Origin of the sequence: Kitasatospora sp. NPDC048722, assembly GCF_040650235.1 — a bacterium.
GTDB lineage: Bacteria > Actinomycetota > Actinomycetes > Streptomycetales > Streptomycetaceae > Kitasatospora.
On the sequence record NZ_JBEZGX010000016.1, the window covers coordinates 1 to 14,065 of the forward strand.

General features: G+C 74.7%; 6 protein-coding genes. All 6 read right to left on the reverse strand.

The features are described 5' to 3' along the window. Positions 1-240: 240 nt before the first annotated feature. The 6 genes from AB0C76_RS14310 to AB0C76_RS14335 are packed head-to-tail and all read right to left on the reverse strand — an operon-like array spanning position 241 to position 14,062. The gene (locus AB0C76_RS14310) at positions 241-1,500 is read right to left on the reverse strand and encodes an MFS transporter (protein ID WP_359964293.1); all 1,260 of its coding nucleotides are present in this window, start codon (positions 1,498-1,500) and stop codon (positions 241-243) included. After that, positions 1,497-2,741: a cytochrome P450 gene (locus AB0C76_RS14315; protein WP_359964294.1), complete on the reverse strand. Its 1,245-nt coding sequence runs from the start codon at positions 2,739-2,741 to the stop codon at positions 1,497-1,499. The genes AB0C76_RS14310 and AB0C76_RS14315 overlap by 4 nt, the downstream gene beginning before the upstream one ends. Next, positions 2,738-3,478, reverse strand: coding sequence for a CatB-related O-acetyltransferase (locus AB0C76_RS14320; protein WP_359964296.1), 741 nt, complete (start codon positions 3,476-3,478; stop codon positions 2,738-2,740). Before AB0C76_RS14320 ends, AB0C76_RS14315 begins: the two co-directional genes overlap by 4 nt. Then, positions 3,475-10,683 (reverse strand): amino acid adenylation domain-containing protein, encoded by a 7,209-nt coding sequence (locus tag AB0C76_RS14325; RefSeq protein WP_359964298.1) that lies wholly within the window; start codon positions 10,681-10,683, stop codon positions 3,475-3,477. The genes AB0C76_RS14320 and AB0C76_RS14325 overlap by 4 nt, the downstream gene beginning before the upstream one ends. Positions 10,684-10,721: 38 nt before the next feature. Continuing rightward, positions 10,722-10,916 (reverse strand): MbtH family protein, encoded by a 195-nt coding sequence (locus AB0C76_RS14330; RefSeq protein WP_359964300.1) that lies wholly within the window; start codon positions 10,914-10,916, stop codon positions 10,722-10,724. A 56-nt stretch (positions 10,917-10,972) separates the two neighbouring features. Then, complete coding sequence (locus AB0C76_RS14335) at positions 10,973-14,062, reverse strand: amino acid adenylation domain-containing protein (RefSeq protein ID WP_359964302.1); 3,090 nt, start codon at positions 14,060-14,062, stop codon at positions 10,973-10,975. Positions 14,063-14,065 lie beyond the last annotated feature (3 nt).

Sequence of the window (14,065 nt, forward strand, 5' to 3'; positions counted from 1 at the left end):
ACGTCCATGCCTTCAACGCGGACGGCAAGGAGATCTACAACCAGAAGACGCAGCCCACGGTCAAGAACACCCGTCAGTAGGCGTCACTCCGGGCGCTTGGTGGTGGAGCGGCTGTCCCAGCGGCAGCACGGGTCGCACGGCGGAGGGCGAACGGCTGTATGACGATAGACGGATTGTCAAAGGCGGTCCCGAGACGTCGTCCCGGCGGGCGGAGCCGACCGGCCGGCCCGCCGTCGGCGCTCAATGCTGCGCCGGTGGCGCGGAGTTGGCGGCGTCCCGGTTCGCCGGCCCGCCCGGCACCGAGGTCACGAACGTCCGCTCGGTGAGCGCGGCGGTGGGCCGCAGCACCAGGACCGCCGCGCAGCAGGCGGTGACCGCCGCCATCACGACCAGCAGCGTCCGGTAGTCGAACCGGTCGATGAGGACCGTGCCGGCGGCGAGCGAGAGCGACTGCGGCACCAGCACCAGCATCGTGCACATGGCGTTGACGCGGCCCTGGAGCCTTGACGGCGTGTGGAGTTGGGCCGCCGACGACAGCACCACCATGAGCCAGGTGATGGCGATGCCGTCCGCGACCTCGCCCGCGACGACGAACGCCGTGTGCGGCACGCAGTAGGCGAGCGCCGCCAGCGTGAAGGCGCCGATCCCGAGTCCCGCCGTGCGCGCCATGCCGACCCGCCGGATCAGCGCGGAGGCCGTGAGGCCGCCGGCCACGGCGCCGACCCCCTGGACGGCGTTGAGCGTGCCCAGCGCCGAGGGCGGTCGACCCAGCCCCTCGTCCACGACCGCGAACATGACGGTCTGGCTCAGACCGATGACGCAGAACGCGCAGGCTGCGGCGTAGCCGATCTGGGCCAGGACCGGCGTGGCGTTGATGTGCCGCAGGCCCGCGAGGGCGCTGCGGAGGAACGGTTCGCCGGAGGCCTCCGGCCCGACGGACTCCTCGACCCGCAAGCCGGCGAGCGCCAGGATCGCGGCCAGGAAGGTCAGGGAGTTGAGCACGGCGAGCGTGCCGCCGCCGGCGACCGCGTAGACGGCCACGCCGGCGAGCGGGGCGAGGATGCGCAGCCCCTGCGTGGTCGTCTGGAGGATCGCGTTGGCACCGGTCAGCTGGTCGTCGGGCAGGAGGTCCCGGCGGATCCCGGCCGATGCGGCGCCGAGGACGCCGAAGGCCACGCCGTAGCAGACCGCCACCAGGTAGATGATCCAGAGCTGTTCGCCGCCGCGCACCGCGAGCAGGGACAGCACGGCCAGCCCCATGAGGGCGTTGGTGACCATGAGCAGCGGGCGCCGCCGCACCCGGTCGGCGAGGTGGCCGAAGAGCGGCGACAGCACCATGGGCGCGCCGAGGGCGGCCTCGACCCCGCCGGCGGCGGCGTTGCTGCCGGTGAGGTCCTTGGCCCAGATGCCCAGGGTCAGGTAGAGGGCGCTGCTGCCGAAGCCCGAGAGCGCCTGGCCGATGAGCAGGCGGCGGAACCGGGGGTCCGCGAGTGGCTTCACCGCCTCTCCCGGCCGTCGCGGGGGTGCAGCAGGACGGGCGCGGACTCGAAGCCCCGGATGAGGTTGGAGTGGAGCCGCCGGGCCGGTTCCGCGGGTTCGGCGCCCGCGGCCCGGGTGAGCAGCTCGCCGAACAGCACGCGGAGTTCGGTGCGGGCCAGTGCTCCGCCGAGGCAGAAGTGCGGACCGCTGCCGAAGGCGACGTGCGGGTTGGGCGCACGTCGGACGTCGAAGCCCTCGGGGGCCTCGAAGACGGTCTCGTCCCGGTTCGCGGACGGCATCCAGACCGTCACCGGATCGCCGGCCCGGATCGTCGTGCCGGCGATCTCGACGTCCCGGGAGGCCGTGCGCAGCACGTGCATCGCGGGGCTGGTGAAGCGCAGGACCTCGTCGACGACGGTGTCCATCCCGTCGGGGGAGCCGGCCGCGAGCCGCCACTGGTCGGGGTGGGCGGCGAAGGCGAGGAGGCCGCCGACGGTGGCGTGCCGGGTGGTCTCGTTCCCGCCCGAGATGAGGCCGTCGCAGTTGAGGAAGATCTCCTCGTCGGTGAGCGGGACGCCGTCGACCAGGCCGTTCGCCATGGCGCTGACGACGTCCTCGCCGGGCTCCTCGCGGCGGAAGTCGACGAGGTCGGCGTAGTAGGCGAGCATGCCGGCGTGGGCTTCGAGCCGGGCGATCGGGTCGACGCCGGAGGCGCCGAACGCGGCCCGGGTGGAGTCGAGCATGAACCGCCAGTCGCTCTTCGGCACGCCGAGCAGGTCGCAGATCACCGCGACCGGCAGGACCGCGGCGAAGTCCGTGAACTCGCAGGGCTCGCCGGTCAGGACGGCCGACAGTTCCTCGCGCACGATCGTCCGCATGTTCTGCTCCAGGCGGGCGACCATGCGCGGGGTGAACGCGGAGCTGATGACCCGCCGGATCTTCGCGTGCCGGGGCGCGTCGGTGACGATCAGCATCTTCCCGGCGGCCTCGGCGGTGGCGGTCGGGTTGTGGCCGATCCGCATGCCCTGGGCGGAGGTGAAGGCCGCGGTGTCCTTGAGCACGCGCTGGACGTCGGCGTGACGGGTGACGGCCCAGAAGCCGCCGCCGTCCGGGCCCTCGTTCCAGTGGACCGGGTGGTCGCGGCGGAGCTCGGCCCACACCGCCTCGGGGTCGCCGGTGCCGTACAGGGCCGGGTCGGCGAGGTCGACCGCCGCGGGGTCGACGGTCGGCGGGGCGCTGCGGCCGCCTGTTGCTGTCGTCATGATGCGCTCCCCTGGGGGGTGGCCGGTGCCGGGCCGAGCAGGTGCTCGGTCCTGGCGATGGACAGGATCCGTTCGGGCCGGCCGAGGACCAGCTCCGGGAGGTGCCGGGAGACGGCCGCCACCGGCCAGTCCCACCAGCGGGCCGCGAGCAGCCGCTCGACGTCCTCGGGGCCGTAGCGGGCGCGGATCACCCGGGCCGGGTTGCCGCCCACGATCCGGTAGGGCGCCACGTCGGAGGCGACCAGGGCGCCGGCGCCGATGATGGCGCCGTCGCCGACGGTCACGCCGGGCATGACGGTGGCGCCGCGGCCGATCCAGACGTCGTTGCCGATCCGGGTGTCGCCCTTGCGGCCCGGCCCCCGGGCGATCAGCGCGTCGATCAGGCCGTCGCGCCAGTCGCCTTCGAAGCTGAGGAACGGGTAGCCCGTCGGCCCGTCGAAGACGTGGTTGGCACCGGCCATCACGAAGGTGACGCCCGCGGCGATGGAGCAGTAGCGGCCGATGAACAGCCGCTCCGTGCCGAACGCGTAGCGGACCCGGGACTCCTCGAACCCGGCGGTGTCCTCGGAGGCGTCGTAGTAGGAGAAGTTCCCGGCGACGACCTTCCCGCCCGGCCGGAGCACCGGACGGATGAAGACGCAGCGGTCGTCGCCGAGCGGGCGCGGATCGCGGGGGTCCGGGATGTCCAGGCCGGGGTCGAGGTCGTGGGGGTCCGCGCAGTCGTGGTGCTCAGTCACCGTCGGCCCCCCGTCCGCCGCGCGGGCAGGGTCTTCAGGGCGGCCGTGACCAGCGGGCCCGACTGCTCCATGACGGCGGGAGTCATCATCGCGTCGTGGTCGGCGTCCACCACGTGGTGCTCGGCGTCGGTGAGGTACGGCCGCCAGGCCTGCTCGGCGGAGCCCCGCTCGGCGACGGTCTTGGCGGCGGCGATGCTCAGGACGCGCCCGTGGTAGCCGTCCGGGTGCGGCGGCCCGAGGAGGGCGGCGACACCCTTGGCCGCGCGGACCAGGGCGCGGCTCTGCCGGGCGTCGAGGGTGCCGTCGGCGGACGGGCCCGCGATGACCTCGCCGGTCACCCACGCGGCGAAGTCGCCCTCCAGCTCCTCCGGGGCCACCGGCCGTTCGTACGGCCAGGCGTCGTAGAGGACGACCAGGTCGACGGTCCGGCCGGCCGCCTCCAGCAGGCGGGCGACCTCGTAGGAGAGGACCCCGCCCAGCGACCAGCCCATGAGGACGTACGGGCCGTCCGGGTGCGTCGCGGTGATCAGGTCGGCGTAGCGCCGGGCCAGCGCGTCGAGCGACTCCACGGCCTTGAAGCGGCCGTGGCTCTCCGTCACCTGGATCCCGTGGACCGGCTGGTCCCGCTCCAGGTGGGGCAGCACGGAGCCGTAGCACCAGCTGAGGCCGCCGATGGGGTGGATGCAGAAGACCGGGCGGGCGCCCGGCCGACCGCGCCGGAGCTCGATGACGTTGGCGTACGGGTCGGCCGGGGCCCGGTCGAGCCGGGTCGCGAGGTCGGCGGCGGTGGGCGCCTCGAACAGCGTCGCGATGCCCATCTCGGCGCCGAGCAGGGCGCGGATGCGGCCGATCAGCCGGGTGGCCAGCAGCGAATGGCCGCCGAGCTCGAAGAACGAGTCCTCCGGGTCGACCCGGTCCACGCCGAGTTCCTGCGCGAAGAGCCGGACCAGGACCGCCACGCGCGGGTCGTCCGTGGCCGTCGTGCCGGTCGCGGCCGGGGCGTTCACCGAGGGCGCGGGGAGGGCCTTGCGGTCGACCTTCCCGCTCGGCGTCAGCGGCAGGTGGTCGAGGACCACCACGTCGCCGGGGACGAGGTACTCCGGCAGGTGTTCGGCCGCGTACCTCCGCAGTGCCGTGGCGGGGTCCCGCAGGTCCTGACGGTCCGCCAGAACCGTGTAGGCGACCAGGCGGACGTCCCCCGGACGGTCCTCACGGGCGATCACCGCGGCCTGGGCGACCTCCGGGTGGCCGCCGAGCACCGCCTCCACCTCGCCGGGCTCGACGCGGAATCCCCTGATCTTGATCTGCTCGTCGGTGCGGCCGAGGAAGACCAGTTCGCCGTCCGCCGTCCAGCGCACCAGGTCGCCGGTGCGGTACATCCGTTCCCCGGCGCCGCCGAAGGGGCTGGGCAGGAAGCGCTCCGCCGTCAGGGCGGGCCGGTTCAGGTAGCCGGTGGCCAGCCCGGCGCCCGCGAGGTACAGCTCCCCGGGCACGCCGGGCGGGACGGGGCGCTGCCGCGCGTCCAGCACGAACACCCGGGTGTTCGCCACCGGACGGCCGATCGGGACGGCCTGCGGCACCCCGTCGACGGTGCGCATCGTCGCGCACACCGTGGACTCGGTGGGGCCGTAGGCGTTGACCACCTTCGCGAAGTGGCGGGCCGCGTCGAGGACGGCGGGCGTGCAGGCCTCGCCGGCGGTGACCAGCGTGACCCCGGCGACGTCCTCGTCGAACTCGGTGGCGAGCACCACGGCGGGCGGCAGGGTGGCGTGGGTGATGCCCTGGACGCGGAGGAAGTCCGCCAGGGCCGGGCCGGGGATCCGGTCGGACTCCGGCACGACGACCAGGCAGCCGCCGGTGAGCAGCGCCATCCAGGTGTCCCACACGGAGGCGTCGAAGCTCATCGACGCGAACTGCAGGACCCGGCTGTCGCCGCCGACGCCGAGCGTCGCCGCCTGGGAGCGCACCATGCTGGGGAGGCCGCGGTGGGAGACCACCACGCCCTTGGGCCGGCCCGTCGACCCCGAGGTGTAGATGACGTACGCCGGGTGGGCGGGGAGGAGCGGCGCGGTGCGGTCCGCGTCGGTGGGTGCGGTGGCCGGCCGCTCCGCGAGCGAGCTCCGCACGTGCGCGTCGTCCAGGGCGAGCACGGGGAGGCCGGGGCCGCCGGGCAGCCCGGCGGCCACCTCGGTGGTGCTGAGCGCGCAGGCCGGGGCCGCGTCCCGCAGCATGAAGGCGACGCGGTCGGCGGGGTAGGACGGGTCGACGGGGAGGTAGGCCGCCCCGGCCTTCAGGACGGCGAGCAGGGCCACGACGACCTGCTCGGAGCGGGGCAGGGCGAGGGCCACCAGCCGCCCCGGCCCGATGCCGCGGGAGATCAGCTCGTGCGCCAGCCGGTTGGCGCGGGCGTCGAGCTCGGCGTAGGTCAGCACGGTGTCGAGGTGGCGCACCGCCGGGGCGCCGGGGGTGCGCGCGGCCTGGGCGGCGAACAGCGCGGGCGCCGGAAGCGCCGGCACCTCTGCCGCGGTGTCGTTCCACTCCCGCAGGACCTGCCGCCGTTCGTGCGCGGAGAGCAGGTCCACCTCGCCGACCCGGGCGTCCGGGTCGGCGGCCAGCGCCTCAAGCACCCGCACCAGCCGGCCGGCGATGCCCTCGACGGTGGCGCGGTCGAACAGGTCGGCGTCGTACCCGATCGCGGCGACCAGCCCGCCGGGCCGCCCGGCCGGGGCGCCCGGGCGTTCGCCGAACACGAAGGACAGGTCGAAGGCCGAGATCCCCATGCTCAGGTCGTGGGACTCCACCTCCAGCCCGGGGAGGGCGAGTTCCGCGGTGATGCCGTTCAGCATGGAGACGCTCACCTGGAACAGCGGGTTGGCGCCGGGGACGCGGGCCGGGTTGAGCGCCTCGACCAGCGTCTCGAACGGGACGTCCTGGTGGGCGTACGCGCCGAGGTCGGTCTCCCGGACGCGGCGCAGGAGTTCGGCGAAGGTCGGGTCGCCCGAGACGTCGGTGCGCAGCACGAGGGTGCCGGCGAAGAAGCCCACGAGGCCGTCCAGCGCGGCGTCGGCGCGCCCGGAGGTGGCCGTGCCGAGCGGGATGTCCGGTCCGGCGCCGGAGCGGGACAGCACCACGGCGACGGCGGCCTGGAGCGCCATGAACACGGTGCAGTCGTGGGCCCGCGCGGCGGCTGCCAGCGCGGCGTGCAGCGCCGGGCCGACCTCGACCGCGACCTCCCCGCCGCGCAGGCCGACCGTGCCCGTCCGCGGCCGGTCGAACGGCAGGGCCAGCTGGTCCGGGAGGCCGTCCAGCGTCCGGCGCCAGTACTCGGTCTGCTGCGAGAGCCGGCTCGCCGGGTCGTCCTCGGCACCGAGCAGGTCGCGCTGCCACAGCGTGAAGTCGGCGTACTGGACGGGCAGCGGCGGCCAGGCCGGCGCGGTGCCGGTGCGGCGCGCCCCGTACGCCTCGGCGAGGTCGTCGAGCAGCGGCTCCAGCGACCAGCCGTCGCAGGCCACGTGGTGGACGACCAGCAGGAGGACGTGTTCGTCCGGGCCGAGGCGGAAGAGGCGGGCGCGCAGGGCGGGTTCCGTGGTCAGCCGGAAGACGCGTTCGCTCTCCCCGGCGAGCTCGGCGTCCAGCGCCTCCGGGGTGGTGTCGGTGACGGTCAGGTTCGTCCGGGCCTCGGGACCGGAGAGGATCCGTTGCCAGGGCCGGCCGTCCTCGGTGGGCAGGACGGTGCGCAGCGCTTCGTGCCGGTCCACGACGTCGGCGAGGGCGGCGTTCAGCGCGTCGACGTCCAGGGCGCCGGACAGGCGGGCCGCGTACGGGATGTTGTAGGCCGCTCCGCCGTCGAGTTCGTTGAGGAACCAGAGACGGCGCTGGGCGAAGGACAGCGGCAGGCGTTCCGGGCGTGCCGCGGGGTGCACGGCCGGCCGGGCCCGCCGGCCGAGGGCGACGGCCGCGGCCAGGCCGGCCGGGGTCGGGGTCTCGAACACGGTCCGGATGGACAGTTCGACGCCGAGGGCGGCGCGGATCCGGTCCACCAGCCGGATGACCAGCAGCGAGTGTCCGCCGAGGTCGAAGAAGGCGTCCTCGACGCCGACCCGTTCCAGGCCGAGGACGTCGGAGAACAGCCGGCACAGGGCCGCTTCGGTCGCGTCCGCGGGTTCGCGGCCGGTGGAGGCGGAGGGGAACTCGGGTGCGGGCAGGGCGGCGCGGTCGATCTTGCCGTTCCGGGTCAGGGGGAGGGCGTCCAGGGTGACGATCGCTGCGGGGACCATGTAGGTGGGCAGGTGGAGGGCGGCGAAGTCGCGCAGCTCGCGGGGGTCGGTACCGTCGGGGCCGTCGGCGCAGGCCGCGTAGGCGACGAGCCGGGGGTCGCCGGGGGTGTCCTCGCGGACGACGACGGTTACGCCGCGCACGGCGGGGTGGCGGCCCAGGGCGGCCTCGATCTCGCCGAGTTCGATGCGGAAGCCGCGGACCTTGACCTGGTCGTCCGCGCGGCCGAGGTATTCGAGGTCGCCGTCGGCGGTCCAGCGGGCGAGGTCGCCGCTGCGGTACAGGCGGGCGCCGGGGGTGTCGCCGAAGGGGTCGGGGACGAAGCGCTCGGCGGTGAGGCCGGGGCGGCCGAGGTAGCCCCGGGCGACCCCGGCGCCACCGACGTACAGCTCGCCGGGCGCGCCGACCGGGACGGGCTCGCCGCGTTCGTCCAGGACGAGCGTCCGCCAGCCGGGCAGTGCGCGGCCGATCGGGCTGCGGGCGGTCTCGGTCCCCTCCGGGGTGAGGACCCGCCAGGTGACGTGGACGGTGGTCTCGGTGATCCCGTACATGTTGACCAGGACCGGGTGGTCGGGCGCGTGGCGGCGCCACCAGGCGCGCACGGGGGCCAGGTCGAGCGCCTCGCCGCCGAACACGACCAGGCGCAGGCCCAGTTCGCCGGCCGGGCGGCGTTCCTCCTGGGCGACGAGCTGGCGGAACGCGGACGGCGTCTGGGAGAGCACGGTGACGCGTTCGCGGACCAGGAGGTCGAGGAAGGCCGCGGGGTCGCGCGTCACGTCGCGGGGGACGACGACGAGCCGTCCGCCGTAGGCCAGGGCTCCCCACATCTCCCAGACGGAGAAGTCGAAGGCGAAGGAGTGGAACAGCGACCAGACGTCGCTCTGCGACGGCTTCGCCAGGCCCTCGGTCGAAGCCAGCAGCCCGGCGAGGTTGCCGTGGGTGACCTCGACGCCCTTCGGCCTGCCGGTGGAACCCGACGTGTAGATGACGTAGGCGAGTTCGCCGGCCTCCGGACGGACGGATCCGGTGTGGACCGCGTCCGTCGCCCGGCTGGTTTCGAGGGTGCGCCAGGGACCGGCCGGGACGCGGTCGGCGGTGCCGGGGCCGGCGAGGACGAGCCGGACCCGGGCGTCGCCGAGGACGTACTCGATGCGGCTCGCCGGGTTGTCCGGGTCGACGGGGACGTAGGCCGCGCCGAGGCGCCACACGGCGAGGACGGCGGCGACCATGTCGGCGGTGCGGCCGAGGCACAGGCCGACGCGGTCGCCGCGCCTCACCCCGTCTTCGGCGAGCAGTGCGGCGAAGTTGCATGCGCGCTGCGCCAGTTGACGATACGTCAGTGATGTTCCGATGCCGTCGGTGACCGCGACACTGTCACCTGCCGCCGCCACCTGCTCGGCGAACCGCTCCGCCGCCGACGGTCGCATCCGGGGCAGCGACGCGTCCGCGCCGCCCCGTTCGAGCAGCCACCGCCGCTCGGCCCCGTCCAGCAGCGGAAGTTCGCCGATCGGGCGCCCCGGGCCGGCCAGCGCCCCGGCCAGCAGCAGCTGCCAGCGGTGGGCCACCGCCTGCGCCGTGGCCCGGTCGAACAGGTCCTCGGCGTACTCCAGCACTCCGCTCAGGCCCGCCGGCCCGCCGTCCGCGCCGCGGTGCTCGGTCACGCCCAGGCTCAGGTCGAACTTGGCGGAACCCGCTTCGAAGGGCTCGTCGGCGACCTCCAGGCCCGGGAGGACCAGGCCGCCGTCCCCGCCGGCCTCCAGTGCGAAGCTCACCTGGAACAGCGGGTTCCCGGCCGCCGTGCGGGCGGGGTTGACGGCCTCGACCACCCGGTCGAAGGGGACGTCCTGGTGGGCGATCGCCGCCAGGGCCGTCCGGCGCACCCGCTTCAGGAGCTCGCCGAACGTCGGGTCGCCGGAGCAGTCGAGCCGGAACACCAGGGTGTTGACGAAGAACCCGACGACTTCCTGCAGGTCCTCGTCCGTCCGGCCGTCCACCGGCGAGCCGATCGGGAGGTCGGTGCCCGCCCCCAGCCGGCTCAGCAGCGCCGCGAAACCCGCCTGGAGCACCGTGAACAGCGTGACCCGGTGCTCGCGGGCCAACCCGGCCAGCGCGCGGTGGGTGTCGGCGTCGATCTCGAAGTGCACCGTCCCGGCGCGGGAGGAACCGGCCGGAGAGGACCCGGCCGACTTCGGCCGCGGGCGGTCGCGGGGCAGCCGCAGCTCCGGCGGTGCGCCGCGCAACTCTTCGCGCCAGTAGTCGAGCTGCTGTGAGATGAGGCTGTCGGGGTCGTCCTCCGCGCCCAGTGACCGCCGCTGGCGCACCGCGTGGTCCGCGTACTCCGTCGCCGGCACCGGCCACTCGGGCGCGGTGCCGGCGCGGCGGGCGGCGTAGGCCGTCCCGAGGTCGCGATCCACCAGGCCGACGGACCATCCGTCCGCAGCGATGTGGTGGATCACCAGCGCCAGCACGTGCTCCTCGGCGCCGGTTGCGAACAGCCATGCCCGCACCGGGAGTTCGGAGGTCAGGTCGAAGTCGTGCCGGCAGGCCAGGCCGACCCGCTCCGCCACCTCCCCGGAGCCGCACTCGGCGAACTCCACCGTGAACCGTCCGGCGACGTCGCCGGCGGGCACGACCTGCTGCCACGGCTCCCCGGCGACCTCAGGGAAGACCGTCCGCAGCGCCGCGTGCCGGCGCACGACGTCGCCGAGCGCCGCCGTGAGCGCCGTCCGGTCCAGCCGCCCGGTGATCCGGACCACCCGGGGCATGTTGTATCCGGCTCGGAACTCCCCGAGCCTGGAGAGGAACCACAGCCGCTGCTGCGCCAGGGACAGCGGCAGCCTGCCGGTGCCCGCCGCGGCGGGTGCGTCCGTCCCGGCGGGAGCCGGGGCGGGGGTCGGCCCGTCCTCCGGGGCGTCCAGACCACGAGACATCTCGATGTACCTCCTCACTCCGTCCCGACCGACCGTGCCTAGGCGCTGCGCAGGCTCATGGGCCGCATGTCGGTCCAGTTCCGCTCGATCCACTCCAGGCACTCGGGCTTCTTGCCGCGCGCCCCGGCGTCCCGCCAGCCGACCGGGTTCTCCCGGTCCTGCGGCCAGATCGAGTACTGCTCCTCGTCGTTCACCACGACCTTGTAGTCCAGGTCCAGTTCGTCGTTCGACATGCCAGCCTCCACGGCCTTCACGGGGAATAGGGATGGGTGTTCTCGCGGTGGGACGGTCAGGCCGACAGGTGGCGGGCGAGTTCCACGACCGTCGGGTGGAGCTGGACGTCGACCGGCCTGAGCGCGATGCCGAGCTCGCGCTGCACCCGGAACGCGATCTGCACGGCGCGGATGGAGTCCCCGCCGAGGTCGAAGAAGTCGTCCTCCAGACCGACCCGGTCGACCTTGAGGATCTCCGCCCACACCCGGGCCAGGCCCTCCTCGACGGGGGTGCGCGGTGCCGCGTAACCGGCCGCGTCGCCGGAGAACTCCGGTGCGGGCAGGGCGGCGCGGTCGATCTTCCCGTTGGGGGTCAGCGGCAGCGTCTCCAGGACGACGATCGCGGCCGGGACCATGTACGCGGGGAGGTGGGCGGTGGCGAGGTCGCGCAGCTCGCGGGGGTCGGTGGTGTCCGGGCAGGCGGCGTAGGCGACGAGTCGGCGGTCGCCGGGGGTGTCCTCGCGGGCGACGACGGTGACGCCGTGTACGGCGGGGTGGCGGCCCAGGGCGGCCTCGATCTCGCCGAGTTCGATGCGGAAGCCGCGGATCTTGACCTGGTCGTCGTTGCGGCCGAGGTATTCGAGGTCGCCGTCGGCGGTCCAGCGGGCGAGGTCGCCGCTGCGGTACAGGCGGGCGCCGGGGGTGTCGCCGAAGGGGTCGGGGACGAAGCGCTCGGCGGTCAGGGCGGGTCGTCCGAGGTAGCCGCGGGCCACGGCGTCGCCGCCGACGTACAGTTCGCCCTGCACGCCGATCGGCACGGGGTTGCCGTGGCCGTCGAGGACGAGCGTGCGGTAGCCGGGCAGTGCGCGGCCGATGGGGCTGTTGCTGGTCTCGATCCGTTCCTCGTCCAGGACTTGCCAGGTGACGTGGACGGTGGTCTCGGTGATGCCGTACATGTTGACCAGCGCCGGGTGGTCGGGCGCGTGGCGGCGCCACCAGGCGCGCACCGAGGCCAGGTCGAGCGCCTCGCCGCCGAACACGACCAGGCGCAGGCCCAGTTCACCGGCCGGATGGCGCTCGTCCTCGGCCACGAGCTGGCGGAACGCGGACGGCGTCTGGTTCAGGACGGTGACGCGTTCGCGGACGAGCAGGTCGCGGAAGGCCGCGGGGTCGCGCGTCACCTCGCGCGGGACGACGACGAGCCGTCCGCCGTAGGCGAGGGCGCCCCAGATCTCCCAGACCGAGAAGTCGAAGGCGAAGGAGTGGAACAGCGACCAGACGTCGGTGTCGCGCAGGCCGACGGTCTCCTGGCCGGCGTCGAGCAGCGTGGCGAGGTTCCCGTGGGTGACCTCGACGCCTTTCGGTTCGCCGGTGGAGCCCGAGGTGTAGATGACGTAGGCGAGTTCGGCCGGCTCGGGGCGGACGGACCCGAGGTGGACGGCGTCGGTCGCTCCGCCGGTGTCGAGGGTGCGCCAGGGTCCGGCGGGGACGCGGTCGGCGGCGTCGGTCAGGACGAGCGGGACGCGCGCGTCGCCGAGGACGTACGCGATCCGGCTCGCCGGGTTGTCCGGGTCGACGGGGACGTACGCGGCGCCGAGGCGCCACACGGCGAGGACGGCGGCGGCCAGGTCGACCGTGCGGGTGAGGCACAGCCCGACGCGGTCGCCGCGCTGCACGCCGGCCCCGGCGAGCAGGGCGGCGAACTTCGAGGAACGCTCGTCGAGTTGGCGATATGTCAACTCCAGGGTGCCGTCGCTCACCGCGACGCTGTCACCGGCCGCCGCCACCTGCCCGGCGAACCGCTCCGCCGCCGACGGCCGCACCCGCGGTGCCGGGGCCGCGCCGACGAGCCGCGCCCGCTCCTCGGCCGACAGCAGCTCGGCCCGTGCCACGAGCGTCTGCGGCTCGGCCAGGAGCGCCCCGAGCAGCCGGCACCAGTGCCCGGCCAGGCGCGCGGCCTGCGCCGCGTCGATCAGCTCGGTCCGGTGCTCGACCTCGATCTCGATCCGCTCGCCGTCGTCGTTGACGTTCCAGGTGAGGTCGAACTTGGCGGTCGCGGTGTTCACCGGGACGTGGGCGGTCTCCAGCCCGGCCATCCGCGGTGCCGCGTGCCCGCGGCTGTAGCCGAACAGGATCCGCAACAGCGGCGAGCCGTCGCGGTCGGTGCCCAGCCGCCGGGCGAGGTCCTCCAGGACGACGTCCTGGTGTTCCAGGGCGTCGATGAACGCGTCCCTGGTGGTCGCGAGGAGCCCGGCGAAGTCGGTGCCCGCGCCGGCCGTGATCCGCAGCGGGACCACCTTGACCAGGCAGTCCACCAGCCGTTCCGTCGTCGGGTCGTCGCGGCCGGCCAGCGACGTGCCGATGACGAGGTCCTGCTGCCCGGAACAGCGGGTGAGCAGCGCGGCGAAGCCGGCGAGGAGCGTCACGGCGGGGCTCACCCGGTGGGTCCGGCCGAACTCGCGGATCGTGGCGCAGAGGGCGTCGGGCAGCGTGAAACGCGAGGTCATGCCGCGGTTGGTGCGGGCGGCCGGCCGGCGTCCGGAGCCGAGCGGCTCGGTCGCCGCGGGGGCGTCGCCCAGCGTCCGCTCCCAGAAGGCGAGGTTCTCCTCGGCGGTGGCGGCGTCCAGCGGCGGGAGCTCGGGCTCCGGCGGTGCGTCGACGGAGACGGGGGCCGCGTCGGCCCGGTAGTGGGCGGCGAGCTCCTCCAGCAGGACGTCCACCGACCAGCCGTCGCTCACGAGGTGGTGGGACACCAGCAGCAGGAAGCACTCGTCCTCGGCGTAGCGGATGACGGACACCCGCAGCAGGGGGTCGGCGGCGACGGCGAAGGGGCGCGCGATCTCCTCGTCCATGGCCTGCCGGGCCGCCGCCTCGTCGGGCAGCCGCAGCACCTGGACCGGGACGTGGGCGTGGTCGAGGACGGTCCGGCGGGGGAGCCCGGCGACGGACGCGAACCGCGTCCGCAGCGCGCGGTGGCGCCGGACGAGCGCCTCGACCGCGTGCCGCAGGCCGTCCAGGGACAGCTCGCCCCGCAGGCGCAGCGCGGCCGGCACGTTGTAGACCGGCTGCCCCGGGTCGACCTGCTCGGCCAGCCAGATGCCGTGCTGCGTCGGCGACACGGGCAGGGGCGCGCCCCCGGCGCCCGGGTTGGGTACGGAGTGGGTCATGAC